20 protein-coding genes, 4 tRNA genes and 1 other RNA gene are annotated in these 25,348 nt (G+C 70.7%); 12 read left to right on the top strand and 13 right to left on the bottom strand.

What is annotated here, in order from left to right:
- Positions 1 to 22 precede the first annotated feature (22 nt).
- The 4 genes from purM to ACF06X_RS29720 all read right to left on the bottom strand — a co-directional run bounded on the left by purM (position 23) and on the right by ACF06X_RS29720 (position 4,586).
- Positions 23 to 1,102, bottom strand: coding sequence for a phosphoribosylformylglycinamidine cyclo-ligase (gene purM / locus ACF06X_RS29735; RefSeq protein ID WP_392290391.1), 1,080 nt, complete (start codon positions 1,100 to 1,102; stop codon positions 23 to 25).
- Between the two features lie 42 nt (positions 1,103 to 1,144).
- A complete protein-coding gene (gene purF, locus ACF06X_RS29730; protein ID WP_392290390.1) occupies positions 1,145 to 2,671 on the bottom strand; it encodes an amidophosphoribosyltransferase in 1,527 nt (508 codons plus the stop codon).
- 259 nt (positions 2,672 to 2,930) lie between these two features.
- The gene (locus tag ACF06X_RS29725) at positions 2,931 to 3,755 is read right to left on the bottom strand and encodes an META domain-containing protein (RefSeq protein WP_392290389.1); all 825 of its coding nucleotides are present in this window, start codon (positions 3,753 to 3,755) and stop codon (positions 2,931 to 2,933) included.
- A gap of 42 nt (positions 3,756 to 3,797) precedes the next feature.
- Positions 3,798 to 4,586, bottom strand: a complete 789-nt coding sequence (locus ACF06X_RS29720; RefSeq protein ID WP_392290388.1) for a sterol carrier family protein — start codon at positions 4,584 to 4,586, stop codon at positions 3,798 to 3,800.
- A 76-nt stretch (positions 4,587 to 4,662) separates the two neighbouring features.
- Here ACF06X_RS29720 and ACF06X_RS29715 point away from each other — a divergent pair, with 76 nt between their 5' ends.
- Positions 4,663 to 5,067 (top strand): nuclear transport factor 2 family protein, encoded by a 405-nt coding sequence (locus ACF06X_RS29715; RefSeq protein WP_392290387.1) that lies wholly within the window; start codon positions 4,663 to 4,665, stop codon positions 5,065 to 5,067.
- A 51-nt stretch (positions 5,068 to 5,118) separates the two neighbouring features.
- Here the strand turns inward: ACF06X_RS29715 and purL are convergent, their stop codons facing one another.
- The 3 genes from purL to purS are packed head-to-tail and all read right to left on the bottom strand — an operon-like array spanning position 5,119 to position 8,335.
- Positions 5,119 to 7,368, bottom strand: coding sequence for a phosphoribosylformylglycinamidine synthase subunit PurL (purL, locus tag ACF06X_RS29710; protein WP_392290386.1), 2,250 nt, complete (start codon positions 7,366 to 7,368; stop codon positions 5,119 to 5,121).
- Positions 7,368 to 8,048: a phosphoribosylformylglycinamidine synthase subunit PurQ gene (gene purQ / locus ACF06X_RS29705; protein ID WP_392290385.1), complete on the bottom strand. Its 681-nt coding sequence runs from the start codon at positions 8,046 to 8,048 to the stop codon at positions 7,368 to 7,370. Before purQ ends, purL begins: the two co-directional genes overlap by 1 nt.
- The gene (gene purS / locus ACF06X_RS29700; RefSeq protein WP_392290384.1) at positions 8,045 to 8,335 is read right to left on the bottom strand and encodes a phosphoribosylformylglycinamidine synthase subunit PurS; all 291 of its coding nucleotides are present in this window, start codon (positions 8,333 to 8,335) and stop codon (positions 8,045 to 8,047) included. The genes purQ and purS overlap by 4 nt, the downstream gene beginning before the upstream one ends.
- 323 nt (positions 8,336 to 8,658) lie before the next feature.
- On the opposite strand from purS, the gene ACF06X_RS29695 reads away from it, so the two are divergent.
- The 8 genes from ACF06X_RS29695 to ACF06X_RS29660 all read left to right on the top strand — a co-directional run bounded on the left by ACF06X_RS29695 (position 8,659) and on the right by ACF06X_RS29660 (position 13,274).
- A complete protein-coding gene (locus tag ACF06X_RS29695; RefSeq protein ID WP_392290383.1) occupies positions 8,659 to 9,012 on the top strand; it encodes an Lsr2 family protein in 354 nt (117 codons plus the stop codon).
- Between the two features lie 121 nt (positions 9,013 to 9,133).
- A tRNA-Gly gene (locus tag ACF06X_RS29690) sits at positions 9,134 to 9,205 on the top strand.
- Between the two features lie 80 nt (positions 9,206 to 9,285).
- A tRNA-Gly gene (locus ACF06X_RS29685) sits at positions 9,286 to 9,361 on the top strand.
- Positions 9,362 to 9,496: 135 nt separating this feature from the next.
- On the top strand, positions 9,497 to 10,429 hold the full coding sequence (locus ACF06X_RS29680; RefSeq protein ID WP_392290382.1) for an ABC transporter ATP-binding protein: 933 nt from the start codon (positions 9,497 to 9,499) through the stop codon (positions 10,427 to 10,429).
- On the top strand, positions 10,426 to 11,214 hold the full coding sequence (locus ACF06X_RS29675) for an ABC transporter permease (protein WP_392290381.1): 789 nt from the start codon (positions 10,426 to 10,428) through the stop codon (positions 11,212 to 11,214). The genes ACF06X_RS29680 and ACF06X_RS29675 overlap by 4 nt, the downstream gene beginning before the upstream one ends.
- A 22-nt stretch (positions 11,215 to 11,236) precedes the next feature.
- On the top strand, positions 11,237 to 12,541 hold the full coding sequence (locus ACF06X_RS29670) for a sensor histidine kinase (protein ID WP_392290380.1): 1,305 nt from the start codon (positions 11,237 to 11,239) through the stop codon (positions 12,539 to 12,541).
- Entirely contained in the window at positions 12,538 to 13,176 is a 639-nt protein-coding gene (locus ACF06X_RS29665) for a response regulator (protein ID WP_392290379.1), read from the top strand. The genes ACF06X_RS29670 and ACF06X_RS29665 overlap by 4 nt, the downstream gene beginning before the upstream one ends.
- A gap of 22 nt (positions 13,177 to 13,198) precedes the next feature.
- Positions 13,199 to 13,274 (top strand) — tRNA-Gly (locus ACF06X_RS29660).
- A gap of 57 nt (positions 13,275 to 13,331) precedes the next feature.
- Here ACF06X_RS29660 and ACF06X_RS29655 read toward each other — a convergent pair.
- The 6 genes from ACF06X_RS29655 to ffs form a co-directional block, all read right to left on the bottom strand.
- Complete coding sequence (locus ACF06X_RS29655; RefSeq protein ID WP_392290378.1) at positions 13,332 to 14,243, bottom strand: phosphoribosylaminoimidazolesuccinocarboxamide synthase; 912 nt, start codon at positions 14,241 to 14,243, stop codon at positions 13,332 to 13,334.
- Between the two features lie 126 nt (positions 14,244 to 14,369).
- Positions 14,370 to 15,830, bottom strand: coding sequence for a N,N-dimethylformamidase beta subunit family domain-containing protein (locus tag ACF06X_RS29650; protein ID WP_392290377.1), 1,461 nt, complete (start codon positions 15,828 to 15,830; stop codon positions 14,370 to 14,372).
- 279 nt (positions 15,831 to 16,109) lie between these two features.
- Positions 16,110 to 17,987, bottom strand: coding sequence for a hypothetical protein (locus ACF06X_RS29645; protein ID WP_392290376.1), 1,878 nt, complete (start codon positions 17,985 to 17,987; stop codon positions 16,110 to 16,112).
- Between the two features lie 217 nt (positions 17,988 to 18,204).
- On the bottom strand, positions 18,205 to 19,455 hold the full coding sequence (gene purD / locus ACF06X_RS29640; protein WP_392290375.1) for a phosphoribosylamine--glycine ligase: 1,251 nt from the start codon (positions 19,453 to 19,455) through the stop codon (positions 18,205 to 18,207).
- A 61-nt stretch (positions 19,456 to 19,516) separates the two neighbouring features.
- The gene (locus tag ACF06X_RS29635) at positions 19,517 to 21,769 is read right to left on the bottom strand and encodes a DNA polymerase III subunit gamma and tau (protein ID WP_392290374.1); all 2,253 of its coding nucleotides are present in this window, start codon (positions 21,767 to 21,769) and stop codon (positions 19,517 to 19,519) included.
- Positions 21,770 to 21,841: 72 nt separating this feature from the next.
- Positions 21,842 to 21,940, bottom strand: an RNA gene (ffs, locus tag ACF06X_RS29630) — signal recognition particle sRNA small type.
- 108 nt (positions 21,941 to 22,048) lie between these two features.
- Here ffs and ACF06X_RS29625 point away from each other — a divergent pair.
- The 3 genes from ACF06X_RS29625 to ACF06X_RS29615 all read left to right on the top strand — a co-directional run bounded on the left by ACF06X_RS29625 (position 22,049) and on the right by ACF06X_RS29615 (position 25,345).
- Positions 22,049 to 22,136: transfer RNA gene (locus ACF06X_RS29625), tRNA-Ser, on the top strand.
- 442 nt (positions 22,137 to 22,578) lie between these two features.
- Positions 22,579 to 24,144: an N-6 DNA methylase gene (locus ACF06X_RS29620; RefSeq protein WP_392290373.1), complete on the top strand. Its 1,566-nt coding sequence runs from the start codon at positions 22,579 to 22,581 to the stop codon at positions 24,142 to 24,144.
- Complete coding sequence (locus tag ACF06X_RS29615; protein ID WP_392290372.1) at positions 24,137 to 25,345, top strand: restriction endonuclease subunit S; 1,209 nt, start codon at positions 24,137 to 24,139, stop codon at positions 25,343 to 25,345. The genes ACF06X_RS29620 and ACF06X_RS29615 overlap by 8 nt, the downstream gene beginning before the upstream one ends.
- Positions 25,346 to 25,348: the final 3 nt, after the last annotated feature.

Here is a 25,348-nt window from a genome sequence, read left to right as displayed (position 1 = left end):
CTCCGGACCGCCCGCGGATGTCCTACTTGGCGTAGTCCCCGACCAGCTCGGCGCCCGTCGCACGGTCGCCGCGCTCGGTGATCTCGCCCGCGACCCACGCCTCGACCCCGCGGTCCTCGAACGTGGCCAGGGCCACCTCCACGGACTCGGCCGGGACGACGGCCATCATGCCGACGCCCATGTTCAGGGTCTTCTCCAGCTCCAGGCGCTCCACCTGTCCGGCCTTGCCGACCAGGTCGAAGATCCCGCCCGGGGTCCAGGTCGAACGGTCGACCGTCGCGTGCAGGCCGTCCGGGATCACCCGCGCCAGGTTGGCGGCCAGGCCGCCGCCCGTGATGTGGCTGAAGGCGTGCACCTCGGCCGTGCGGGTGAGCGCGAGGCAGTCCAGCGAATAGATCTTGGTCGGCTCCAGCAGCTCCTCGCCCAGGGTGCGGCCGAGCTCGTCGACGCGCTGGTCCAGGCTCATGCCGGCCCGGTCGAAGAGCACATGGCGGACGAGCGAGTACCCGTTGGAGTGAAGGCCGGAGGACGCCATCGCGATGACCGCGTCACCCGTACGGATGCGATCGGGGCCGAGCAGCCGGTCCGCCTCGACCACGCCCGTACCGGCGCCGGCGACGTCGAAGTCGTCCGGGCCGAGCAGGCCGGGGTGCTCGGCGGTCTCGCCGCCGACCAGCGCGCAGCCGGCCAGGACGCAGCCCTCGGCGATGCCCTTGACGATGGCTGCGACCCGCTCGGGGTGGACCTTGCCGACGCAGATGTAGTCGGTCATGAAGAGCGGCTCGGCGCCGCAGACGACGATGTCGTCCATGACCATCGCGACCAGGTCGTGGCCGATCGTGTCGTACACGCCCATCCGGCGGGCGATGTCCACCTTCGTGCCGACGCCGTCGGTGGCGGAGGCGAGCAGCGGGCGCTCGTAGCGCTTGAGGGCGGAGGCGTCGAAGAGGCCGGCGAAGCCGCCGAGGCCGCCGAGGACCTCGGGGCGCTGTGTCTTCTTCACCCACTCCTTCATGAGCTCGACGGCGCGGTCGCCCGCCTCGATGTCGACGCCCGCGGCCGCGTAACTGGCGCCGCCCTCGGCACTGGGGTTCTGAGACATGGGTTCAGAGCTTTCGTGTCGTACTGCAGAGAACGCGGGGTCTTACGGGCGACGCAGGGCGTCGGAGGCGGCGGTCGCGGCGGGGCCGGCGGCCAGCTCGGTCTCCAGGAGCTGCTTGCCGAGCAGTTCGGGGTCCGGAAGCTCCATCGGGTACTCGCCGTCGAAGCAGGCACGGCAGAGGTTCGGCTTCTGGATGGTGGTCGCCTCGATCATCCCGTCGAGGGAGATGTACGAGAGGGAGTCCGCGCCGAGCGACTTGCCGATCTCGTCGACGCTCATGCCGTTGGCGATGAGCTCCGCGCGGGTGGCGAAGTCGATGCCGAAGAAGCACGGCCACTTCACCGGCGGGGAGGAGATCCGGATGTGGACCTCGGCGGCGCCCGCCTCGCGGAGCATCCGGACGAGGGCGCGCTGGGTGTTGCCGCGGACGATCGAGTCGTCGACGACGACGAGCTTCTTCCCCTTGATGACTTCCTTCAGGGGGTTCAGCTTCAGCCGGATGCCCAGCTGGCGGATGGTCTGGGAGGGCTGGATGAAGGTGCGGCCGACATAGGCGTTCTTCACCAGGCCCGCGCCGAAGGGGATGCCGCTGGCCTCGGCGTAGCCGATCGCGGCCGGGGTGCCGGACTCCGGCGTCGCTATGACGAGGTCCGCCTCGACCGGGGCCTCCTTGGCGAGGCGGCGGCCCATCTCCACCCGGGAGAGGTAGACGTTCCGTCCGGCGATGTCGGTGTCCGGGCGGGCCAGGTACACGTACTCGAAGACACAGCCCTTGGGCTTCGCTTCCGCGAATCGCGAGGTGCGGATGCCGTTCTCGTCGATCGCGATCATCTCGCCCGGCTCGACCTCGCGGACGAAGCTGGCGCCGCAGATGTCGAGGGCGGCGGACTCGGAGGCGACGACCCAGCCGCGCTCCAGGCGGCCGAGGACCAGCGGGCGGATGCCCTGCGGGTCACGGGCCGCGTAGAGGGTGTGCTCGTCCATGAAGACGAGGGAGAAGGCGCCCCGGACCTCGGGAAGGATCTTCGCGGCGGCCTGTTCGACGGTGAGCGGCTTGCCGTCCTCGTCGACCTGGGCGGCGAGGAGGGCCGTCAGGAGGTCGGTGTCGTTGGTGGCGGCGACCCGGGTGGAGCGGCCTTCCTTCTTGGGAAGGTCGGCGACCATCTCGGCGAGCTGCGCCGTGTTCACCAGGTTGCCGTTGTGGCCGAGCGCGATGGAGCCGTGGGCGGTCGCCCGGAACGTCGGCTGCGCGTTCTCCCACACGGAGGCGCCGGTGGTCGAGTAGCGGGCGTGACCGACCGCGATATGACCCTGGAGGGAACCGAGAGAGGTCTCGTCGAAGACCTGGGACACGAGGCCCATGTCCTTGAAGACGAGGATCTGGGAGCCGTTGCTGACCGCGATTCCCGCGGATTCCTGGCCCCGATGCTGGAGGGCGTAGAGCCCGAAGTACGTGAGCTTTGCGACCTCTTCACCCGGAGCCCAGACACCGTAGACGCCGCAAGCGTCCTGGGGGCCCTTCTCGCCGGGAAGCAGATCGTGATTGAGTCGACCGTCACCACGTGGCACGCCTCCGAGTGTAGGGGAGGTCGACCACTGGTCCGAATTGAGGAAACTGACAGGGTCCTCGAATGGTGTGATCGTACGAGCTGATCCACGCCGCTACACGGCGGAGGCGGTGGAGGGCCCGATCCCAAGGGCCAGACGGGTTCCGGAGCCGGGGGGCCTTGGTTCGGATGGCTCCCTACCGGCAGGTAACAACGGAATCGGGAGGGCCCGGTGTGACGTAGCCCTCATGAACCGGCCTCCGCGCTGCTCCCCGCGGGAGCTAGGACTTCGCCGCTGGGGACTTCGCGACCGCCGCGAAGCCCTTGCCGTCCGGCGTGGTGAGGCTGAGCCCGCGGTGGCGCAGTTCGTACGTCACCGAGCCGCCGAAGACCTCGTACAGCTCGGTCTCCAGCTTCATCTCCGGGCCCGAGCACATCATGCGGGTGGTGGTGATCTCGCCGAAGTCGATCGTCCGGCCGGAGACCTTCGCGGTGGTGGAGAACCTGTTGCAGCCGAGGCTGCCCCTGACCTTGCCGTTCTTGTCGATGACGAAGTGCGCCTTGCCCTCGCTGCCCTGGGGCAACGAGGCGGCGCTCTCGCCGGAGAGCAGCGAGTCGACGGTCCACGTCGTGCCGTTCAGGGGGGCGGCCGGCTCGGAGGTGAGGGCGACGGTGGTCCTGCCGTCGGGCGCGGTGAGCGTGAGCCGGTCCCCGTCCAGCTTCGCCTTGAGGGGGCCGGAGAAGGCCTTGTGCAGGGTGGTCTCGAAGCCCGCCAGGTCGGCGGGGCAGCCCATCTCCGTGGTCTCGGCCATCGACACGGTGAGCGTGTCCCCGTTCACGGCGACGGCGGCCCCGAAGTGGTTGCAGCCACTGTTGCCCTTGGCCCGGCCGTCCTTCCCGATCTCGACATGCGCGCCGGCCGGGGCCGGGGTCGTCTTCCCGGCGACCGTCACGCTGTCGAAGGACCAGTGGACGCCGGTGACGGGCACGTCGGGGGCGAGGGTGTCCGAACCGGGACGGTCCCCCGCCTTCTCGGTGCCGCAGGCGGCGAGGGCCAGGAGCGAGGCCAGGACGGTGGCAGCTGTGGTGATGCGCGGCTTCTGCATGGAGATGGGACGGCCGGACGGCGCGGACGGTTCCGCCCGCGCTCAGCGGAGGAGCGGCAGCAGCCCGGCGAGGTCCGCCCGCTCCCCGCTCGCGACGACCTTCGCCGCGTCCAGGGCCTCCGCCCAGCCGGTACGGCCCGTCGCCAGGCGGATCCAGGTCAGCGGGTCCGTCTCGACCACGTTGGGCGGGGTGCCACGGGTATGGCGGGGCCCCTCCACGCACTGGACCACCGCGTAGGGCGGGATCCGTACCTCCACCGCGCCCCCCGGGGCCTTCACGGCGAGCGCGTCGGCGAGCAGCCGGGTGCAGGCGGCCAGGGCCTGCCGGTCGTACGGGATGTCGAGACCGGTCGCCGCGTTCAGGTCGTCGGTGTGGACGACGAGTTCGACGGCCCGGGTGACCAGGAAGTCGGCCAGCCGCATGGCACCGAACCGGGTCCGGACGAGCCGGTCGTCCGAGGCGCCCGCGATCCGCTCCTCGTAGCGCGCCGCCGACCGGTCGTAGAGGCCCATCAGGTCGGCGGTGTCGATCGCCCGGGTGTCCTCGTCGATCGTCACGGCCTGTGTGGCGGTCACCAACGGCCATTCGAGCAGCGCCAGTTCCCGCGTGGCCGGCTCGGGTTCGGCCAGCTTCCGGGCGAGCGAGCCGACGGCCATGGTCATGTGCGCCGCGAGCTCCCGTACGGTCCACTCCCCCAGCCTCGTCGGCCCGGCGAGCTGCTCCGGGGTGAGCGCCGCCACCGCCTCCCGTACGTTCCGGAACTGGGCGAGCACGGCGGCCCGGGTCTTGGCGGAGTCGTAGCTGCGGGTGCGCTTCTTGGCCGGTGGCATGGGCCCGAGGCTAGTCGGAGACTGGAAGAGAGAGCACCGGCAGGCATCACACGCGTACGAGAGAGGTCGGACCATCATGAGCATGCACCCTGACGCCGCCTTGGTCCGCCAGGCCTACGAAGCGTTCGGCAAGGGAGATATGGAGACCCTCGGCTCCATGATGACGGCGGACTGCACCCAGTACGCGCCCGGCGAGTGCCAGGTGTCCGGGCACCACAAGGGCCGGGACAACATCCTCGCTCACGAGCGGCAGCTGTTCGAGCTCTCCGGCGGCTCCCTGCGGGTCGACCTGGAGGGCGTCTACCCGGACGGCCGTGGTCACGTCATGTCGACGCACAAGTGGTTCGCCGAGCGCGGCGACCGCGGCATCGAGATGAGAGGCGGGATCTTCTTCACGGTCGTCGGAGGCAAGATCACCGACATCGACGAGTGCGTGGAGGACATCGACGAGGCCGACGCCTTCTGGGGCAAGGGCGACTGAACGAGAACGGCCCCCGCCCGGAGGCGGGGGCCGACACGCGTACCGGACCGGTCAGGCGAGCAGACCGGGGATCGTCGCCTCGTGCGCCGTGCGCAGCTCGCTCAGCGGGATGCTGAACTCGCCCTGCACATCGATCTCCTCGCCGTCCACGACACCGATCCGGGTCGCGGGCAGACCCCGCGCGCCGCACATGTCGGTGAAGCGGAGCTCCTCGCTGCGCGGGACGGCGACGACCGCGCGGCCGGCCGACTCGCTGAAGAGGAAGGTGAAGGCGTCCAGGCCGTCCGGGACGACCAGGCGCGCGCCGGTGCCGCCGCGCAGGCAGGACTCGACGACCGCCTGCACCAGACCGCCGTCGGACAGGTCGTGCGCCGCGTCGATCATGCCGTCGCGGGAGGCCGAGATCAGGATCTCGCCGAGCAGCTTCTCCCGGTCGAGGTCCACGGCCGGCGGCAGACCGCCGAGGTGCTGGTGGATCACCTCGGACCAGGCCGAGCCGCCGAACTCCTCACGCGTGTCGCCCAGCAGGTAGAGGAGCTGGCCCTCTTCCGCGAAGGCGATCGGCGTACGGCGGTTCACGTCGTCGATCACACCGAGCACGGCCACGACCGGCGTCGGGTGGATGGCGACCTCGCCCGTCTGGTTGTACAGCGAGACGTTGCCGCCGGTGACCGGGGTGCCGAGCTGGAGGCAGCCGTCCGCGAGACCACGGGTGGCCTCGGCGAACTGCCACATCACGGCCGGGTCCTCGGGCGAACCGAAGTTCAGGCAGTCCGAGATCGCCAGCGGCCTGGCGCCGGAGGCGGCGACGTTGCGGTACGCCTCCGCAAGCGCGAGCTGCGCGCCCGTGTACGGGTCGAGCTTCGCGTACCGGCCGTTGCCGTCGGTCGCCATGGCCACGCCGAGGTTGGTCTCCGCGTCGATGCGGACCATGCCCGCGTCCTCGGGCTGCGCGAGGACGGTGTTGCCCTGCACGAAGCGGTCGTACTGGTCGGTGATCCACGCCTTCGACGCCTGGTTCGGGGAGGAGACCAGCTTCAGGACCTGGTCCTTCAGCTCCTCACCCGTCTGCGGCCGGGGCAGCTTGTTCGCGTCGTCGGCCTGGAGCGCGTCCTGCCACTCCGGACGGGCGTACGGCCGGTGGTAGACCGGGCCCTCGTGGGCGACCGTGCGCGGCGGTACGTCGACGATCTGCTCGCCGTGCCAGAAGATCTCCAGACGCTCGCCCTCGGTCACCTCGCCGATGACGACCGCGATGACGTCCCACTTCTCGCAGATCTCCAGGAAGCGGTCGACGTGCTCGGGCTCGACGATCGCGCACATGCGTTCCTGCGACTCGCTCATGAGGATCTCCTCGGGCGAGAGCGTGGCGTCGCGCAGGTGGACGCGGTCGAGTTCGACCCGCATGCCGCCGGAACCGGCGCTCGCGAGCTCGCTCGTCGCGCAGGAGAGGCCGGCGCCACCCAGGTCCTGGATGCCCGCGACCAGCTTCTCCTTGAAGATCTCCAGGGTGCACTCGATGAGGAGCTTCTCCTGGAAGGGGTCGCCGACCTGGACGGCGGGCCGCTTCGTGGGCTTCGAATCGTCGAAGGTCTCCGAGGCGAGGACCGAGACACCGCCGATGCCGTCGCCGCCGGTACGGGCGCCGTAGAGGATCACCTTGTTGCCGGGGCCGGAGGCCTTGGCGAGGTGGATGTCCTCGTGCCTCATCACACCGATGCAGCCGGCGTTGACCAGCGGGTTGCCCTGGTAACAGGAGTCGAAGACGACCTCGCCGCCGATGTTCGGCAGGCCGAGGCAGTTGCCGTAGCCGCCGATGCCCGCGACGACTCCGGGGAGCACGCGCTTGGTGTCGGGGTGGTCGGCCGCGCCGAAGCGCAGCGGGTCGACGACCGCCACCGGGCGGGCGCCCATGGCGAGGATGTCGCGCACGATGCCGCCGACGCCGGTGGCCGCGCCCTGGTAGGGCTCGATGTACGACGGGTGGTTGTGCGACTCGACCTTGAAGGTGACCGCGTAGCCCTGGCCGACGTCGACGACGCCCGCGTTCTCGCCGATGCCGACGAGCATGGCGTCGTTGGCGGGGGTCTTCTCGCCGAACTGCTTCAGGTGGACCTTGCTGCTTTTGTACGAGCAGTGCTCGGACCACATGACGGAGTACATGGCGAGCTCGGCGCCGGTGGGACGGCGGCCGAGGATCTCGCGGATCCGCGCGTACTCGTCCTCCTTGAGGCCGAGCTCCTTCCAGGGCTGCTCGACGTCAGGGGTCTCTTCGGCGTGCTTGACGGTGTCGAGAGTCATCAGGCGTTGACCAGCTTCTTCAGGATCGAGGTGAAGAATCCGAGCCCGTCGGTACGGCCGGTACCGACCAGCGGCTCGACGGCGTGCTCGGGGTGCGGCATCAGGCCGACGACGTTGCCGGCGGCGTTGGTGATGCCCGCGATGTCACGGAGCGAGCCGTTCGGGTTCACGTCCAGGTAGCGGAACGCGACCCGGCCCTCGGCCTCCAGCTCGTCGAGCACGCGCTCGTCGGCGACGTACCGGCCGTCCATGTTCTTGAGCGGGACCTGGATCTCCTGGCCCTGTTCGTAGTCCACGGTCCAGTCGGTGTCCGCGTTCTCCACCCGCAGCTTCTGGTCGCGGCAGATGAAGTGCAGGTGGTTGTTCCTCAGCATCGCGCCCGGCAGCAGATGGGCCTCGGTGAGGATCTGGAAGCCGTTGCAGATACCGAGGACGGGCATGCCCGCCTTCGCCTGCTCGATGATCGTCTCCATCACCGGCGAGAAGCGGGAGATGGCTCCGGCCCGCAGGTAGTCGCCGTAGGAGAAGCCGCCGGCCAGGACCACGGCGTCGACCTGCTTGAGGTCCTTGTCGCGGTGCCAGAGCGAGACGGGCTCGGCGCCCGCCAGACGGGCGGCCCGCAGCGCGTCCTGATCGTCGAGCGTTCCGGGGAACGTCACGACGCCGATGCGTGTGGTCACGACGAGACCTCGGCGGAGGCCTCGGCGGAGACCTCGGACGTGGCCGTCTCGACCTTGACGACGAAGTCCTCGATCACGGTGTTGGCGAGGAAGGTTTCGGCCATCTCATGGATGCGGGCGAGGGCGGCGTCGTCGACCGGTCCCTCCACCTCCAGCTCGAAGCGCTTCCCCTGACGGACGTCGGCGATCCCCGCGAACCCGAGGCGGGGCAGCGCACGCTGCACCGCCTGTCCCTGGGGGTCGAGGATCTCCGGCTTGAGCATGACGTCGACTACGACGCGTGCCACTGGCACTCCCGGTGGTGTGTTGCGTGGGCGGTTCCCTCAGCGTACCTGCCTCCAAATTCTACGCGGGTAGAAAACTGGAGGACCCTACAAAGGACACCTAAGACCTCCACGGAAAATTCAAGTGAAATATCGCGCGGCCCATTGCGGCGGGACACGCTGATGCAATTGGCTGGGCTTCACAATGTGAGGCACACCGCTGTACAAAGGAATACAGAGGGAAACAGCATTGCCCCGGGGCAGCCGTAAAGTCGGTGTCGCCGCACGTCAGAGGCGTTGCACACGCCGAGTACGACACGGCGGGCCGCAGGAAAGGACCGATATCCGTGGCTCAGCGAGTAGTGGTCACTCTCTTCGACGACATCGACGGCGGAGAAGCGGCGGAAACGGTTGCGTTCGGCCTGGACGGGAAGATGTACGAGATCGACCTGAATCCCGCCAATGCAAAGAAACTGCGCAAGGCGCTTGCCCCCTACCTCGCGGCGGGGCGGAAGCTGTCGGGCAGGGCCGCGGCGGCCCGCGGCGGCGGCTCGGCCGGCCCCGTCACTTCGTACAAGCACACCGCCCTCGCACCCGACCCGGCGGCGGTCCGCGCCTGGGCACAGTCCAACAAGATGGACGTACCCGCCCGCGGCCGGATCCCGAAGCATGTGTACGAGGCGTTCCGCGAGGCCAGTTGAGACCGTCGGCCGACACCCGCCGACTCGCCCCGGGAACCGAGTTGCCATGCACCCCCGCTGATCGGCTAGAGTCTGGATCACGCCGAGGGGCGAGGCCGCAGGGCCGAACCTCACGCAGCGTGCGGGTGTAGTTCAGTAGTAGAACATCCCCCTTCCAGGGGGAAGGCGCAGTGTGCAATTCCTGTCACCCGCTCTGCATCGTATTACCGACCACTCACGTGGATCAGGTAGAGTGGTGCTCGCACCGCCCAGTGAAAGCTGAGCGGCAGCAATGCGGACGTGGCTCAGTTGGTAGAGCATCACCTTGCCAAGGTGAGGGTCGCGAGTTCGAATCTCGTCGTCCGCTCCATACGAAGAAGCCCCCGGTCGAACCGACCGGGGGCTTCTTCGTGTCACCTGCTTCGCAGAGCACCCTGACATTTGTCATGTCCAGTGGTGACAGGGCGCACTGCCGACGGCCCCCGTCCGGCGGAACGCTGGAGCCATGACCAACGTGATCGAGGCGGAGGACCTCCGCCGGACGTACTCCGGCGGCTTCGAAGCCGTCAACGGGATCTCCCTCGCCGTCCCCCGAGGTGAGATCTTCGCCCTCCTCGGAACCAACGGGGCCGGCAAGACCTCCACCGTCGAGCTCCTGGAGGGCCTCGCCGCCCCGAGCGGCGGCACGGTCCGCGTCCTCGGCCACGACCCGTACCGCGAACGGGCCGCCGTCCGCCCCCGGATCGGCGTCATGCTCCAGGAGGGTGGCTTCCCCTCCGACCTGACGGTGGCCGAAACCGTACGCATGTGGGCGGGGTGCACCAGCGGCGCCCGGCCCACCGCGGAGGCGCTGGAGGCGGTCGGTCTCGGCGCCCGCGGCGGAGTGCGGATCAAGCAGCTCTCCGGCGGTGAGCGGCGCCGCCTCGACCTGGCGCTCGCCCTCCTCGGCCGCCCCGAGGTCCTCTTCCTCGACGAACCGACCACCGGCCTCGACGCCGAGGGCCGGCGCGACACCTGGGCGCTGGTCCGCGCGCTGCGGGACGGCGGCACGACCGTGCTCCTCACCACGCACTACCTGGAGGAGGCCGAGTCCCTGGCCGATCGGCTCGCGATCATGCACCAGGGCCGGATCGTCCTCTCCGGCACCCCGGCCGAGGTCACCGCCGCCCAGCCCGCCCGGATCCGCTTCCGCCTCCCCGAGGGCGTGGCGCCCGGCCGGCTCCCGCTCGGCCTCAGGGCCGCGGCCGAGGGCCGGCGTGTGGAGATCCGTACGTACGAACTCCAGGAGGCGCTCGGCGAGCTGCTGGTCTGGGCGCGCGACGCCGGCGTACGGCTGGAGGGGCTGGACGCCCGCTCGGCCTCCCTGGAGGAGGCGTTCCTGGAGATCGCCTCCCGCTCGACCGTGAACCGTACGACTGAGGAAGCAGGGACCCGATGAGCACCACCGCGACCGTACGCCGGATGACCTCGTTGGGCCGGGCGGAGCTCACCCTCCTCGGGCGGAACAAGAACAACCTCTTCATCGCCCTGCTGATGCCGCTGCTGATGATCTTCGTGCTGCGGTCCTCGGTCGCGCAGATGGACTCGGACACGCTCCCCCTGGGCGTCGCCGGAGCCACCCTCGTCGGCGGCACCGGAATGGTCCTCGTCCTCGTCGTCTACATGGGTCTCGTCTCCGCCTACGTGGCCCGGCGCGAGGAGCTCGTCCTCAAGCGGCTGCGCACGGGCGAGGCGCGCGATGTGGAGATCCTCGCCGGGGCCGCCCTCCCGTCCGCCGCCATCGCGCTCGTCCAGTGCGCCGTGCTCACCGTCGGCGGGACCACCGTCCTCGACGTGCCGGCGCCCGAGCGGCCGGACCTGCTGGCGCTCGGGCTGGTGGCCGCCGTGGCGCTGCTCGCCGGCCTCGCCGCCGTCACCACCGCCATCACCCGCAACGTCGAGAGCGCCGGCCTCACCACGCTGCCGTTCTTTCTCGTCTCCTCGATGGGCTCGGGCATGTTCGTGCCGCGCGAGGCGCTGCCGGACACCGTCGCCTCCGTCTGCGCGCTGCTGCCGATGAGCGGGGTCATGGAGTTCGTCCGCGCCGGTTGGTTCGGTGTGGGCGAGAGCGCCGGGGCCGTGGACACCGGCGACCTGCTGACCGCCGCGCTCAACACGTTGGCCTGGAGCGCGATCACCGTGTTTGCTGTCCGGCGGTGGTTCCGCTGGGAACCGCGTCGCTAGGAAGTGGGGAGGGGGCCGGCCGGTGTCCAGGTTGACGGGGTGGTGGGTGCGCCGCAGCACGGCGGGCAAGGTCGAGTTGTACACGCGGTGGACCTTCCACTTCTTCGTCCTGGTCGAGATCGCCTCCATCGGCGGCGTACCGGTCGGGCAGACCGACCGCGACCCGCTCGGTCCGCCGCTCGCCGCGGCCCTGGCGCTGTTCGTCTGCACGCACGCCGTCCTGAACGGCGTCCTCTCCTCCCGCGCCCTCGACTGGGTCCTCGACCGCCGCGAACGGCCGGTCCGGCTCGCGGTCACGCAGCTGACCCTGACCGCGGCCGGGGTGCTGACCGTCATCGCCCTGCGGGCCACGGGCGTCCTCGCCAACGGGGCGGTCGCCGCCGGCGTGATCACCGGCACGATCACGTTCACGCTCGGCAGCCTGGTCATGTGCCTGAAGCGGGTGCGGCACATGCTGTACGCGGCGCCGCTCGCCGCGCTCACGACCGGCGCCGCGGTCGCGGCGATGGGCGTCGGCATCCCGGAGGCCCTCGGCTACACGCTCGGCATCCTGCTCGCGGGCGGCGGGCTCGTGGCCGCCTGCGGGTTCTCCGCCTGGCTGATGAAGATGGTCTGGGAGCTGGAGCGGACCAAGGAACTCAAGGCGCGCCTCGCCGTCGCCGAGGAGCGGCTGCGCTTCGGGCGCGACCTCCACGACGTCATGGGCCGCAACCTCTCGGTGATCGCGCTCAAGAGCGAGCTCGCGGTCCAGCTCGCGCGGCGCGAACGCCCCGAGGCCGTCGACCAGATGATCGAGGTGCAGCGGATCGCGCAGGAGTCGCAGCGCGAGGTGCGTGACGTGGTGCGCGGTTATCGGGAGGCCGATCTGCGGGTCGAGCTGGAGGGCGCGCGGGGCGTGCTGAGCGCGGCCGGGATCGCCTGCGCCATGGAATCGGACTTGGAGGCGGGCATGGGGTCGGGCGTGGGTAAGGCGGGCTTGGGGTCGGGCGGGGGTTCGGGACTGGGCTCAGGAGACGACGGGCTGCCCTCCGAGGTGCGGTCGGCGCTCGGCTGGGTGGTCCGGGAGACCACGACGAACGTCCTGCGGCACGGGGACCCCTCGCGCTGCGCGATCTCGCTGCGGAGGAAGGACGACGCGGTGGTACTGACCGTGGAGAACGACGGCGTACGGGAGGCACCGGGGCCCCGGGTCGGCGGCTCGGGCCTCGCGGGCCTGCGCGAACGGCTCTCGGCCGTCGACGGCACCCTGACGGCGGGGCCCGGCGACGGCGGCACCTTCCTGGTGACGGCGCGCGTGCCCGTACCGCGGCGAGGGGACGCCGCATGAGCGGGGCGGAGACAGGCGGCCAGGGCGGAACCGTCCGCGTGCTGCTCGCCGACGACGAGCACCTGATCAGAGGGGCGCTCGCCGCGCTGCTCGCGCTCGAGGACGACCTCGTGGTCGTCGCCCAGGCGGCCACCGGACCCGAGGCGCTCGCCATGGCCCGCGCCCACCGGCCCGACGTCGCGGTCCTGGATCTGCAGATGCCGGGCGCCGACGGTGTGAAGGTCGCCACACTCCTGCGCGCGGAACTGCCGGAGTGCAGGACCATGATCGTGACCAGCCACGGCCGCCCCGGGCACCTCAAACGGGCCCTCGCGGCGGGGGTGCGCGGCTTCGTCCCCAAGACCGTCAGCGCCCAGCGACTGGCCGAGATCATCCGTACCGTACACGCCGGAAACCGTTACGTGGACCCGGAGTTGGCGGCCGACGCGATCGCCTCCGGCGACTCCCCGCTGACCGCTCGGGAGGCCGAGGTCCTGGAGCTGGCGGCCGACGGGGCGCCGGTCGCGGAGATCGCCGAGCGGGCCTCCCTCTCGCCGGGAACGGTCCGGAACTACCTGTCGTCGGCGGCCGCGAAGCTCGGTGCCGAGAACCGTCACACAGCGGTGCGACTCGCGCGGGCGAAAGGTTGGGTATAGTGGTCTCCGCGCTACGGCGCATGCGGACGTGGCTCAGTTGGTAGAGCATCACCTTGCCAAGGTGAGGGTCGCGAGTTCGAATCTCGTCGTCCGCTCCATACGAAGAAGCCCCCGGTCCTTTGGATCGGGGGCTTCTTCGTGTTCCGGCTCCGGCGTTACGACCAGGTGTGGCCGGTCAGGAGCTCGTACGCCTCGATGTACTTGGCGCGCGTCGCGTCCACGATCTCCTGCGGGAGCGCGGGCGGCGGCTGCTCGCTCTTCCGGTCCCAGCCGGAGGCCGGCGAGGTCAGCCAGTCGCGGACGAACTGCTTGTCGTACGAGGGCTGGGCGCGGCCCGGCTCCCAGGTCTCGGCCGGCCAGAAGCGGGAGGAGTCCGGGGTCAGCACCTCGTCGGCGATGACGAGCCTCGGCCCGTGCTCGGTGGCCTCGAAGCCGAACTCGAACTTCGTGTCCGCCAGGATGATGCCCCGCTCGCGGGCGATGTCCCGGGCCCGGCTGTAGACGGCGAGGGTCGTCTGGCGCAGCATGGCGGCGGTCTCGGCGCCGACCTGGCGGGCGACCTCTTCGTAGCTCACGTTCTCGTCGTGGTCGCCGACCGCGGCCTTCGTGGCCGGCGTGAAGATCGGGGCGGGCAGCTCGGAACCGTCGCTGAGGCCCTCGGGGAGCGCGAGGCCGCACACCGTACGGGACTCGTTGTACTCGACGAGGCCGGACCCGGTCAGATAGCCGCGGGCCACGCACTCGACCGGGACCATGTTCAGCGACTTGCAGACGAGAGTGCGGCCCTCCCAGTCGGCGGGGGCGCCCGCGGGCAGGTCGGTGGAGAGGACGTGGTGCGGGACCAGGTCGGTCAGCCTGTCGAACCACCAGAGGGACAGCTGGGTGAGGACCCGGCCCTTGTCGGGGATCTCGGTCGGCAGGACCCAGTCGTACGCGGACATGCGGTCGCTCGCCACCATGACGAGGTCGCCGGCCTCGTTCCGGTAGAGGTCACGCACCTTGCCCGTGTGGAGATGGGTGAGGCCCGGGACCTGGACAGGCTCGGGCTTTTCTACGAATCCGGACACGGTTCCTCCGCGTAGGTTGATCCAGGAGCGCTTCGATTCTCTCGCACCCGGACGCGGAGCGAGTGCCCGGGCCCCGCCCGCGATGGCCCGTCCGGGCCTGGGCCGGTCCCGCAGCCCTCCCGCCGGTCAGTCCCGCTTGCAGATGCGGTCCAGGAGGTTGGCGGTGGCGCGCTGGATGCGGCGGTCGACATGGCCGGGCCGGTCCAGGGCGGGCGACCAGGCGAAGGTGCCGGAGGCGAAGACCCAGGCGCCGGACGGCGCCCGGTAGAGGGAGGTCTCCTGGTGGCGCAGGGCGCCCTCGCCGTCCCGGTAGGGCGAGTGGGCGAGCAGGATGCGGCCCTGGTGCTCGGGGAGGGCGGTGCGCGGGAAGTAGCGGTCGGCCTCACCGGCGACCAGACCGGGGATCTCGTCCCCCTCGCCGGCGCCGGTGGCCTCCCACAGCCAGTGCTCCGCGTTCCGTACGACCAGGGGGTGCGGCTCCGGCACCCGTCCCGCGTACTGGATGCCGAGCAGCTGCTGTTCCGGGCGGTCGACCTCGCGCCAGAGGGCGGGCCGGCCGGGGCCGCGGCGCTTGCGGCAGGTGAGGAGACGGTCGGGCACACCGGAGGGGGAGGGGCCGAGCTCCACCTGCCAGTACATGGTGTTCGCGGAGAGGAAGACGAGGGAGGTGCCCTGCTCGCGGGCGAGTTCGACGGTCCGGCGCATGGGGACCGACCAGTACTCGTCGTGGCCGGGGAAGACCAGGCCCCGGTAGCGGGTGGGGTCGACGCGGCCCGCGTGGAGGTCCCGGGTCTCGGCGTAGGCGAGGTCGTAGCCGTACCGCTCGGCCCAGCGGATGAAGTCGTAGGCGTGGCCGACGTGCAGCGGCAGGCCCGCGCCCGCGTAGGGGCGGTCGAAGGAGACGGTGACCGCCGCGTCCTCCTCGCCGAGGAGGCGGCCCTGCTCGTCCCAGGCGTGGTAGAGGCTGGCGCCCGTCCGGCCGTCCTCCGGGTAGAGGTTGTACGCCTGCCAGGTCACGTCCGGGAGGACGAGGAGGAGGTCGGCGGGGTGGTCGTCGCGGACGGTGAAGGGGATGTGGGAGCGGTAGCCGTCGGCGGTGGTGAGCACGGCGACGTACGCGCCGATCGACCAGAGGGACGGGATCTGCAGGCGCCAGGACTGCCACCAGTGGTGACAGGAGACCGTCCGGTCGGCGGTGAGCGGGGCCGGCTGGACGATGCCGGAGAGCCGGGGGCTCGTCGTGATCTTGGCGGCGCCGTCGCCCGCGTAGTGGCCGATGCGGTAGATGTCGACCGAGAACTGCTGCGGCGGGTCCACGGTGATGTGGAAATCGATCGCCTCACCGGGGGCGACCGCTCCGACGGACGCGAAGCCCTTGATCTGGCTGCGCACGTCGTCGGCGGTGCGGGGGCCGCCGCCCGCGCCGCGGGCCAGGGTGTCGTCGGCGTACCAGGGGACGACCTGCCCGGTGTCGCCGAAGTAGTTCTCCGACCCGCGCAGCCAGGGCAGCGGGCCCTGACCGAAGGGGTCCGTCACGGCATGGGCCAGCGCGCCCGATTCCCACCGCCTGATCTGCTCCGCCCCCATGCTGCGCCCCTCCCTCGACTCCCCCGTGTCATGTGCTCTGTCAGGTGTGTCAGTCGTGTCGGTCATGTGTGTCATGTGCTGCTGTCAGTGCCGGTCCCCAGCACATCACATAACGCACGCACTCCGTCACCGTTCGTCGTGAATTGACGTTAATGGAAGCGGGAGTTCCGGATTCCCGGGGCCGGGAGGGCCGGGAGGGGTTCGGGGGGGCGGCGGGGCGGCGTGGGTCGCGTTGGCCGCGTGGGGGCTCCTGGGCCGCCGGGGCCTCATGGGCGGGCGCTACACGAGGCGGACGGGCTTCTCGGGGCGGACGCCGGTCTTTGTGAGCCAGGCGCGCAGCGGCTCGGCGTCGCCGTCCTCGACCAGGGCGAGGACGCGGGCGGTCAGGTCGGTGTTCCGCTCGCCGCCGATGAGGAGGGCGGGCCCGTCGAGCCAGTCGAGGCCGGGAGCGGCGCCCGCGGTGTCGACGGCGGCGCAGCAGACCATCGCGGTCACGTGGTCGGCGAGCAGGTCGCGCCCCGTGCGGGGCGGCTGCAGCGGGAAGAGCGGCAGCTGGTCCGCGCCGCCCACGGTCAGGACGGCCCCGTGCGGGCCGCTCAGCGGCACGGTGGGCCTGCCGGCCTCCTCGCGGGCGACCTGCGCGGTCAGGGCGGCGGCGAGGGAGTCGGCGGCGGGGTTGGGCGGATCCTGAGGCGCCGGGTCCTGAGGCGCCGGGTCCTGGGCGGCTCGGTCCTCAGGAAGGTGGCGGGCTTGGGGGGCTTGGGGCGCTTGGAGGGCTTCGCGGGACGAGGCCTCGGCGGCCTCGCGGGGGTGCGCCGGGTCCGAGGCCGTCGTGGTGGCGTGCCCGGGAGTCGAGAGGTGGGACATGACGCGGCTCAGAGTCGGGCCGTCGACGGTCGCGCTCCCGGCGCCCGGGCCCGTACTCGTACCTGTACGCGTACTCGCGTCGGTGTCGGTGCCGCCCGCGCGGACGCCCAGGTCGTCGAGGACCTGGTGGAGCCGGGCCGCGTCGGCGCGCCATTTGCGGTCCACGACCTCCTCCGGATACTGGCTCCAGTCCACCGGGGACCAGTCCGGGCCGACCTCCGCCGGGCCTCCGTGGAAGAGCCGGGCGGCCAGCAGCGAGGCGGCCTCGTCGACCACGCCGGGCTCTTCGAGCAGGTCACAGGCGGGCCGTTCGCCGAGCCGGGAGGTGAAGCCCTCGGCGAGGCGATCGCGGCGGGAGAGTTCGGTGAGGGCGGAGACCACGCCCGCGTCGAGGCGCGAGGGCCAGCGGCCCATCCGCCAGGCGGGCAGCGCGACCCGGGTCAGGAGCCGGTCCCAGCCCGCGTAGGCCAGGCCCACCTGCTCCTGGGCGACGATCCGGACGCCGTAGTCCACAGCCTGTGCACGCTCGGAGCCGGCCACGGCGACACCGCGCTCCATCTCGACGGCGTGCGCGCGGCAGCCGCGCAGCAGGACGCGGGCGACCCGCCCGACCCCGTGGGCGCCGAGTCGGCTGACCGGGTCGAGACCGGGCCTGCGGGGCACCGCGACCGCCGCGTCCAGGCCCTGCACGAAGCGGCGGGCCGCGGCTATGTCGGGGTGAGCGGCCGGAGCCGTACCGGCGACGACCGGGGCGAGGACCGCCCGCAGCTCGCCGACCCGCATCCACCACAGGAAGGGCGAGCCGATGACGAGCACGGGCGCGTCGGCCGAGCGCCGCAGACCGGCCGTGCGGTCGTGCGACGGATGCGTACGGTCCTCCAGCCAGCTGTCGCAGTCCGGCGTCAGAGCTATCGCGGAGGGCGCCGGGACGCCCAGCCGGTCGGCCAGGTCCCGCACCAGCCGGTAGAGATCGGGGGCGGCGGTCTCGGCGAGCTCGACGGTCGGGGTGACCGCGGGGCGGGCCCGCGCGACGACCAGCGCGACGGCGGCCGCGGCGAGCAGGACGACCAGGGCGATCACGGTCGTCACCCAGCGGGCGGCGTCCCAGCCGGACCCGGTGAAATGACCGGTGACCCCTCCCGCGTACAGGATCACGGCGGCGGCCGCCGGGAGCAGCGCGACGCCGAGCGCCCTGCCGCGGACACGCAGCACGGCGAGGGCGCGGGTGCGGGCGGCGCGCGCACCCATCTCCTCGCCGACAACGGAACCGGTACCGGACACGCCGTACATCACCCCCTCCTGTCCTCGTCGGGACTGCCCGTGGCGGTGTTGGTCACTCCCCCACTGTGGCACCCGCCACTGACATCGCAATGCCGGTGGGCCAAGTGCCGGAACGCCTTCGCCGCACCCTAGTTGGGGGTTCGGCGGGCGTCATCCGGATGGCCCAGTCGTCACTCGATGGAATGGCTTTGGGCAAAGGTGATGACGGTCGGGCGTGCTTAGGGGTTCACTCCCCCGCGGCCTTGCGCGCGATGTCCGTACGGTGCTGCGAGCCGTCCAGACGGATGCGTCCGACCGCCGTGTACGCCCGCTCGCGGGCCTGCGCGAGGTCCTTCCCGGTCGCGGTGACGGAGAGGACACGGCCGCCGGCGCTCACGATCGCGTCGCCCTCCCGCTTCGTCCCGGCGTGCAGGACGTACGCGTGCGGGGCGTCCTGGGCCGCGACCTCGTCGAGGCCCTCGATCGGGTCGCCCGTGCGCGGAGTCCCCGGGTAGTTGTGCGAGGCGATCACCACGGTCACGGCGGCGTCCTCGCGCCAGTTCAGCGGCGGCTCGTTGTCGAGCGTGCCGTTGGCCGCGTTCAGCAGAACGCCGGCCAGCGGGGTCTTGAGCCGGGCGAGCACGACCTGGGTCTCCGGGTCGCCGAAGCGGGCGTTGAACTCGATGACCCGTACGCCACGGCTGGTGATCGCCAGGCCCGCGTACAGCAGTCCCTGGAACGGCGTGCCGCGGCGGCGCAGCTCGTCGACGGTCGGCTGCAGGACGGTGTCCATGACCTCGTCGACCAGCTTGGGGTCGGCCCAGGGCAGCGGGGAGTACGCGCCCATGCCGCCGGTGTTCGGGCCCTCGTCGCCGTCGAGCGCGCGCTTGAAGTCCTGCGCGGGGGTGAGGGGGAGCACGGTGGTGCCGTCGGTGATCGCGAAGAGGGAGACCTCGGGACCGTCCAGGAACTCCTCGATGACCACGCGGTCGCAGGCGAGCGCGTGCGCCCGGGCCTCGGCGAGGTCGGAGGTCACGACGACGCCCTTGCCTGCGGCGAGACCGTCGTCCTTGACGACGTACGGAGCGCCGAAGGCGTCCAGCGCCTCGTCGATCTCCTCCGCGGTGGTGCAGACGTAGCTGCGGGCGGTCGGGACGTTGGCCCCGGCCATGACGTCCTTGGCGAACGCCTTGGAGCCCTCCAGCCGCGCCGCCTGCGCGGACGGGCCGAAGCAGGGGATGCCGGCCGCGCGGACCGCGTCGGCGACGCCGGCGACGAGCGGGGCCTCCGGACCGACGACGACCAGGTCGGCCTGGAGGCCGACGGCGAGCCGCGCGACGGCTTCGCCGTCCAGCTGGTCGACGGGGTGCAGCTCGGCGACCTCCGCGATTCCGGCGTTGCCGGGCGCGCAGTGCAGAGCGGTGACGTCGGGATCGAGGGAGAGAGAGCGGCACAGGGCGTGTTCGCGGGCGCCGCCGCCGATGACAAGGACCTTCACGCCAGCCAGGGTAGCCCGCGGGGCGGGATGCCCTTTGTGCGGGCCACCGAGCGAGACGGCCCTACTCGTTCGTGTATTCCTCCACAACCGTGGCCCCGAGCTCGCGAACGATCAGCTCGTGGCCGGAGAGCGCCGAGTCGACGAGGTCGGGATCGTCCTCCTCCGGCACGTCGTCCTCGGGCGCGACGGGCTGCGGCCGGGACGGCGCCTGTACGGGCGTGGGCGCCGGCGCCCGGTGCTGCTGCGCCGGGGGTACGGACGAGGCCGGGGAGCCCTGGGGTCCGGAGGCGGGCGGGGTGGAGGGCGCCCACTGCTGCTGCGGTGGCGCGGCCTGGGCGGCGGCCGGGGGCTGGGACGGGGCGTGGGCCTGTCCCGGGGACGCGGCTGGTGAGGGGGCGTGCGCCTGGGTCTGGGCCGGGGAGTGGGTGTGGGCTGGGGAGTGGGCCGGGGCCTGGACGGGGCGTCCGCCGCCGAAGTTCGCGGCGGCGGGCGGCGGGTTGACTCCGCCCGAGGGGTCGATGATCGCCTCGATCTTCCACTGCACGTTGAACTGCTCGGCCAGGACCTGCTTCAGGACCTCCTCGCTGCCGCTGCTCGCGAAGTTGTCGCGCGCGCCGGCGTTGAGGAAGCCGAGCTGGAGGGTGGTGCCGTCGAACCCGGCGACCTGGGCGTTCTGGCTGAGCAGGATCCAGGTGAAGCGGCGCCGGTTCTTGACGGCGTCGAGGATCGGCTGCCACATGTTCCGCACCTGGGCGGCCCCTTGGGCCATGTCACCGGAGGCGGCGGGGGCCGGGTTCGGGGCCGGGGACGTGGGGGCTTGATATGCGGCGGGCGCCTGGGACGCGGGCGTGGAGGCTCCGGGCCAGGCACCGGGTGTGGCGGCTGCGGGCGTACCGGCACTGGGCATACCAGCACCGGACGTACCGGCACCGGGCGTACCGGCGCCCGGTGTGGCGGCTCCGGGCCAGGCACCGGGGCGCGGGGCGTCGGGGCGCGGGGCGTCCACGGGCGCCGGGGGTTGCTGGACCTGGGGGGCCTGGGAGGGCTGGGCCTGCGGCGGAGGTGGGGCGACCGGGGTGTGCGCCTCCGGACCGGGGACGTACGCCATCGCGGGCGCGGCCGACCCGGTGGTGAAGACGGGCGCGGGCGCCGCGGCGGCACCGCGCTCCAGGCGGTCGATCCGGGCCTGCAGCGAGCGCTCGTCGTCGAAGGCGGCGGGCAGCAGCACGCGCGCGCAGATCAGCTCCAGCTGCAGCCGCGGCGAGGTGGCCCCGCGCATCTCGGTCAACCCCGTATTGACGAGGTCGGCCGCCCGGCTGAGCTCGGCGGCCCCGAAGACGGAGGCCTGGGCCTGCATGCGCTCGACGACGTCCACGGGGGCGTCGATGAGCCCCTTGTCGGCGGCGTCGGGCACGGCGGCGAGGATCACCAGGTCGCGCAGCCGCTCCAGCAGATCGGCGACGAAGCGGCGCGGATCGTTTCCGCCTTCGATGACACGGTCCACGACCTCGAAGGCGGCGGCCCCGTCGCCGGCCGCGAAGGCGTCCACGACAGAGTCGAGGAGCGAGCCGTCCGTATAGCCGAGAAGGGACGTCGCCATGGCGTATGTCACACCGTCGTCCGCCGCACTGGAGAGCAGCTGGTCCATCACGGACATCGAGTCACGCACGGAGCCCGCACCGGCGCGCACGACGAGCGGCAGCACGCCGTCCTCGACGGGGATGCCCTCGCGCCCGCAGACCTCGGCCAGATAGTCCCGCAGGGTGCCCGGGGGAACGAGCCGGAAGGGGTAGTGATGGGTCCGCGACCGGATGGTCCCGATGACCTTCTCGGGCTCGGTCGTGGCGAAGATGAACTTGAGGTGCTCCGGCGGCTCCTCGACCACCTTCAGGAGGGCGTTGAAGCCCGCCGAGGTGACCATGTGCGCCTCGTCGATGATGTAGATCTTGTACCGGCTGGAAGCGGGCCCGAAGAACGCCTTTTCCCGCAGGTCACGGGCGTCGTCCACGCCACCGTGCGAAGCGGCGTCGATCTCGATGACATCGATCGACCCCGGCCCGTTCCGCGCCAGGTCACGGCAGGACTGGCACTCCCCGCAGGGGGTGGGAGTGGGACCCTGCTCACAGTTCAGACAGCGGGCGAGGATGCGCGCACTGGTCGTCTTGCCACATCCACGGGGACCGCTGAAGAGGTACGCGTGATTGACCCGGTTGTTCCGCAGGGCCTGCTGCAACGGGTCGGTGACATGCTCCTGCCCGATGACCTCGGCGAAGGACTCGGGGCGGTAGCGGCGGTACAACGCGAGAGACGACACGTATACGAGGTTATAGGCGCCCACCGACAACCCGGGAACGTCGGACGGGGCCGGACCACCGGCCGACCCGGGAACGCAAGCGCCCCTCACGCACCCGCCAGAGCCGACCTACCCTTGCTGCCTTCCGGCCCTGGGGGAGTTCAGTCAGATAGCGCCACGTGAGGGGCTCCGCCAAGGGTACCTGATTCCAGACCCCTCACGTCCCCCCGGGAGCTGCCCCGGACAACCGTTGTGGATCACGTTCGCGAGCACCCCTCAACGTCTTGTATTGTTTGCGGCGGAGGATTCGCCTAGTGGCCTAGGGCGCACGCTTGGAAAGCGTGTTGGGGGCAACCCCTCACGAGTTCGAATCTCGTATCCTCCGCCAGTGCCTCACCGGGCACGATGTCGAAGGGCCCCACCGTTCGCGGTGGGGCCCTTCGACGTGTGTGGTCTCAGTTCTGGTCTCAGTTGCACAGGACGAACGGCCGCGGACTTCCACGGACGGGCTTCCGGCCTCCTCCACCGAGGATCACGTCGCTGGTCGACGAGCCTGGGCCTCGTCCACAGCAACCACGACAGCGGCAGTCGGGCACCGTCCACTCGATGCGCGGGGCAGCACGTGCTTGATCCACAATCGGGCGGCTGGTCGCGTTGCTTGTTCGGGTCGTTTGCCGCTTTTCGTGGTCCTGGGGAGGGATATCGTTGCTCCCCCGGCAGGGACGTGCCCGTCGTGCACGTGCCGGGCGCGCGTCCGAAACAGGGTGACCAGCAGGACCACCACGGCCCTCGGGTCGCCACCCCTAGATGAGCAAGGACACCCCCGACTGATGGCAGTGACCCAGCAGGAGATCGAGAGCAGGTTGTGGGATGCCGCCGACGAGCTGCGCGTGGCGATGCCCGAAGCGCAGTACTCCTCGGTCGTCTTCCCGCTGATGTTCTGGAAGTACCTGTCGGACACCTGGGAGCACCACCACCAGGAGTTCCTGGCTGACAACGAGGGCCTGGACAACCTGTCTGCCGAGGAAGCTCGCGAGATCGAGTATCGCGACTACCAGTCGTTCGAGATCCCGTTCATCTATCCCGACACCGTCCGGGAGCGTCGTGCGTCCTGGTCGTCCATCCTCGCCACCGTCACCCAGGCCGGCCTCGGCCAGCGAGTCCGCGCCTCCCTGCAAGCCATCGAGACAGCCAACCCTGACAAGTTCTCCCGCTTGTTCGGGGCCATGACCTGGACTTCCGAGGAAGTCCTGTCAGGGGAGGTGCTGGCAGCGGTCATGCGGGCAATGGACCGCACACCGAAGATGCACGAGGGCAACATGTCCCACGACGTTCTCGGCGGGGCCTACGAGTACCTGCTGAAGCGGTTCTCCGACGGGTCTGGCACTCGCGCCGGCCAGTTCTTCACGCCGCGCGAGGTGGTCGAACTGATCGTCGAAGTCCTGGACCCCAAGAGCTTCGAGTCGGTGTACGACCCGACCTGCGGATCGGGCGGCATGCTCATCGCCTCCGCGAACCTCCTGAAGGCCCACGGTGGACGCGGCTACACGCTCAGCCTGCACGGGCAGGAGGCCGTACCAGACACTGCCGGTGTGGCACGCATGAACCTCTTCATGCATAACCTCACCCAGTTCCAGGTCGAGGTCGGAGACACCCTGAAGGACCCACGCTTCAAGAAGCCAGACGGGTCCGTCGCGCAGTTCGATGTGATTCTCGCCAACCCGCCCTACGGTCTGAAGTGGAAGCCCTGGACCAAGGACCCGCGCGCCATCGGCGGGGTCGCGCCGCAGTCGTCGGCGGACTGGGCGTTCGTGCAGCACATGATCGCCAGCATGGACCCGGAGAAGGGCCGCGCCGGCGTCGTCCTGCCCCACGGCGTCCTCTTCCGCGGTGGTCCGGAAGCATCCATCCGCCAGCGGGTGCTGAACGACGATCTCCTGGAAGCAGTGATCGGCCTACCAGCGAACCTCTTCTATTCGACTTCCATCCCGACCTGCATCCTCGTGTTCCGGGCCCCCGGCACCAAGCCCGAAGAGCGCCGAGACGGGGTGCTGTTCATCGATGCCTCCAAGCGGTTTACCAAGGCCAAGAACCGCAACCTCCTGACCGAGGAAGACATCGCCGATGTGGTGACCGCCTACCACTCGAAGCTCGATTCCGACGGTACCCCTGATGACCATGGCGGACTCGTGGCGCGATTCGTCCCAGTCACAGAGATCGCGACCAACGCGTATGACCTCAACATCGGGCGGTACGTCAAGCAGGCCGCCGCCGAACAGGAAGATCTCGGCACCCTGATCGATGCCTACAACATCGCCCGAGCTGAGCGCCAGAAGACAGAGCAGCGCATGCTCGCTGTCCTCGCGGCCGCTGGGATCGAGGGCTTCGATGAGTGACTGGCGGCAGGTCTCGCTGTCGGACATCGTCACCCGCGTCACGACGAAGAACGTCGACGGCACCAACGAGAACGTCCTGACCGTCTCCGCCGAGCACGGGTTGATCCCACAGGAATCGTTCTTCACGAAGAAGGTCGCCAGCAAAGACACGTCGGGCTACTACGTTGTTGCTCCGGGGCAATTCGTCTACAACAAGAGCACATCGAAGTCGGCGGCCTACGGCACGGTTGCTCGCAATCTCAGCGACGTGCCAGGCATCGTCTCCCCGCTGTACTTCGTGTTCGAGGCCAAGGACGGGGGTGCGCTTCCCGAGTACCTGGAACTTGCCCTCAACTCGAGCCAGTTCTTCGGCTCCCTCGCTGGCCTGCTCAGGGAGGGAGCGCGTTCCCACGGACTGCTGAACGTTCGCTTGAAGGAGTTCTACGCCGCAACTGTCACCCTGCCGCCCCCACCCACACAAGCGCGGATTGTCGAGGTGACTGGCGCGATCGACGACCAGATCACCGCACTCGACACCGAGGCGGTGGCGCTCGCCGCAGTTCTGCGTCGTCGGCGGGCCGACCTCATCACTGACGGCTCGGCCGAAGTCGTCAAGGCCGAACACGTCTTCGATTTCTCCACCGGAGTGCGCCGAACGCCGGAACGGGCAACGGGCCCGTACATGACGCCCTACCTCCGCTCAGCGAACGTCGGCTACGGAAAGCTCGACCTTTCCGACGTGCTCGAGATGAACTACGACCCGGCGGAGCGCAAGAAGTTCGGCCTCCAGTACGGCGATGTCGTGGTGTCTGAGGGCAGCGCAAGCGCGAATGCGGTCGGGATGCCGGCTATGTGGCGAGACGAACTGCCAGGGCCCGTCTGCACCCAGATGACCTTGCTCCGTCTCCGGGCGCTGGAAGGGATCTGCATCCCTGAGTTCGTCTTCCACTGGAGCATGTGGGCCTACGAGTCAAGGGCCTTCCTTGACATCGCAGGTGGCACCAACATTAAGCACATCAGCGCCAAGCGGGCGAAGGTCATGGCCGTTCGTCTACCGTCGCTCGAACGTCAACGCGAGATAGCAGCGGATCTTGACGCGATGGAGTCCGCATTGGAGGCAACCCGTGCCGAGGCCGCCCGTCTCCGCAAAGTCCGGGCGGGGCTGCTGTCGGGGATGCTGGATCGCACCATCGATGTCGAGTCCGCCGAGTTGGAGGGCTGATCT

The sequence above is a fragment of the Streptomyces sp. NPDC015346 genome, from assembly GCF_043078785.1.
In the GTDB taxonomy this organism is placed as follows: Bacteria; Actinomycetota; Actinomycetes; order Streptomycetales; family Streptomycetaceae; genus Streptomyces.
This window is presented reverse-complemented; position numbering and strand designations above follow the sequence as displayed.

Excerpts from the sequence above, each read along its gene's own strand:
- purM (WP_392290391.1), bottom strand. The coding sequence starts at position 1,102 with ATGTCTCAGAACCCCAGTGCCGAGGGCGGCGCCAGTTACGCGGCCGCG.
- ACF06X_RS29725 (WP_392290389.1), bottom strand. The coding sequence starts at position 3,755 with ATGCAGAAGCCGCGCATCACCACAGCTGCCACCGTCCTGGCCTCGCTC.
- ACF06X_RS29720 (WP_392290388.1), bottom strand. The coding sequence starts at position 4,586 with ATGCCACCGGCCAAGAAGCGCACCCGCAGCTACGACTCCGCCAAGACC.
- ACF06X_RS29715 (WP_392290387.1), top strand. The coding sequence starts at position 4,663 with ATGAGCATGCACCCTGACGCCGCCTTGGTCCGCCAGGCCTACGAAGCG.
- purL (WP_392290386.1), bottom strand. The coding sequence starts at position 7,368 with ATGACTCTCGACACCGTCAAGCACGCCGAAGAGACCCCTGACGTCGAG.
- ACF06X_RS29680 (WP_392290382.1), top strand. The coding sequence starts at position 9,497 with ATGACCAACGTGATCGAGGCGGAGGACCTCCGCCGGACGTACTCCGGC.
- ACF06X_RS29675 (WP_392290381.1), top strand. The coding sequence starts at position 10,426 with ATGAGCACCACCGCGACCGTACGCCGGATGACCTCGTTGGGCCGGGCG.
- ACF06X_RS29665 (WP_392290379.1), top strand. The coding sequence starts at position 12,538 with ATGAGCGGGGCGGAGACAGGCGGCCAGGGCGGAACCGTCCGCGTGCTG.
- ACF06X_RS29650 (WP_392290377.1), bottom strand. The coding sequence starts at position 15,830 with ATGGGGGCGGAGCAGATCAGGCGGTGGGAATCGGGCGCGCTGGCCCAT.
- ACF06X_RS29645 (WP_392290376.1), bottom strand. The coding sequence starts at position 17,987 with ATGTACGGCGTGTCCGGTACCGGTTCCGTTGTCGGCGAGGAGATGGGT.
- ACF06X_RS29620 (WP_392290373.1), top strand. The coding sequence starts at position 22,579 with ATGGCAGTGACCCAGCAGGAGATCGAGAGCAGGTTGTGGGATGCCGCC.
- ACF06X_RS29615 (WP_392290372.1), top strand. The coding sequence starts at position 24,137 with ATGAGTGACTGGCGGCAGGTCTCGCTGTCGGACATCGTCACCCGCGTC.